Raw genomic sequence first — 1,792 nt, forward strand, 5'->3', positions numbered from 1 at the left:
ATTCATACAATGTTCCATACTCAACGTGATGATTCAAAATGGTAAACCCCAGAGCTACAAAGTAGAAATCTAGTTAACTTCCAACTAAGGGAGTTTTTGGCGATCGCTACTTTCATGCAACAAAGCCCTGAGAAACTATTAAATTTTTACTCGTCAATTTTTCCCAAGATTTCTGTAAACAACCATTACGCTATTTTTGCCAAGATGAAACTCCTATCGGTTTAAAAACAATTGAACCTCGATTAATCACTGCTTGTGGAGTCAAACCTACTGGAAAAGTCCAATGGGATTTCAAAGCTATTTATATATATGGGGTTGTGGAACCCGCCACGGGAGAATCTTTGTTTTGAGAATTTTCTCATTTGGATGCTGAATGTTTTCAAGTTTATTTAAACCAATTATCTGCTCAATATAATAATAGTATAAATATTATCCAATTAGATAATAGTACAGCCCATACAGCCAAAAAAATCAAAGTTCCTGAAAATATTATTTTACTATTTCAACCCCCACATAGTCCAGAAATTAATCCCATAGAACGACTTTGGCAATACATGAAGGATCATTTAAGTTGGGGAATATATGAAACTTTAGAAGATTTGAGAACAAATCTCACAGAGATGATTAACAACCTCTCAAGTGAAATTATAGCATCAATAACAGGGTGGAATTATATTGTTGAGGCTTTAAATATAGCCAATTTATGATCTATGAAGATTAATGCCTCTATCAGTTGACGATCGCTGCTACAAAAATCACACAATTTTTCAGAAATGGTATAAGTATTCAAGCAGACATGATATGGCTAATTAATGGGCGTTGTCAGAAAAGAAGATGATTGAGAGAATGATCAGCGTGTAAAGTTCAAGGAAAAATGCAATGGAATATCCAGAATGCCACAGTCACCACATCCATAAAAATGGTCACGCGAAAAGGTAAACAAAATTATATCTGTGTCAAGTGTGGCCGTCCTCACGGGGTGACAAGCTAGTTGAAAGCTATATATAAAAAGGAATTTGCCGACTGGAGCTGAACAATACTTCAACAAAAAGAAAACCCTTATTGAGAATAGATGGGGTGTAGTGCGTTCGCTGCGCGAACGCACTACACACCCTAACCGAGTTGAATTATTATTCAACTACCATGGGAGAATAATATTATGAAAAAACTCACCTTTATTAATTGATTGCTAATCAAAAATTACGGTCTAATTAACCACTGTCTTCATCGCTTTTATTCCCCTGCAATAATATAGAAACTTATGAGGATTAAGCCTCATTAAGTTTTCTACTAATTCCCAGATAAAATTATCATTTATTGCCCAATACATCCCTGATAATCCTACAAAAAAATTACTGTGCCTTCTTTCTTTTCTACCTCTCTCATTAGTTCTTGATATATATTCTTGAACCCCTTTGTTTTTTATTTTTTGTCCTTCAAATGAACTAATTGTATATGAAATAGCTATTAATAAAATTAAATTATTCAATCTCGTTTCATTGGCCTTCGCTGATTCTAGATTATAACCACCAGTTTTATAGTCTTGAAACATTGCTTCAATTCCCATTCTCTGGCTATATATTTTTTTAACTTTTCCAGTAGAAGATAAATTGGTGAGAATATACCATTTCTCTACAACAGATTTTTGACGATATTTCTGTTTTTTATATATGAGTAAATTATATGTTCCTACCTTCAATATCTTGGTAATTTTTTGATTTAATAACAGTTTAGCTTCACCGACATTTACTTTTAATTCTGAGAGTTTACAATATTTTTTACCTCGTTTTAT

Annotated in this window: 2 protein-coding genes; one reads left to right on the forward strand and one right to left on the reverse strand. The window is 32.9% G+C overall.

The annotated features are described in order from the left end of the window. Nucleotides 1–362 precede the first annotated feature (362 nt). Entirely contained in the window at nt 363–707 is a 345-nt protein-coding gene (locus F6K27_RS33040; RefSeq protein WP_287280251.1) for a transposase, read from the forward strand. Between the two features lie 500 nt (nt 708–1,207). Here F6K27_RS33040 and F6K27_RS33045 read toward each other — a convergent pair. Next, on the reverse strand, nt 1,208–1,792 hold a 585-nt coding region (locus tag F6K27_RS33045), incomplete at its 5' end, for a transposase (RefSeq protein ID WP_287280253.1).

The sequence above is a fragment of the Okeania sp. SIO2F5 genome, assembly GCF_010692685.1.
Lineage (GTDB): Bacteria > Cyanobacteriota > Cyanobacteriia > Cyanobacteriales > Microcoleaceae > Okeania > Okeania hirsuta.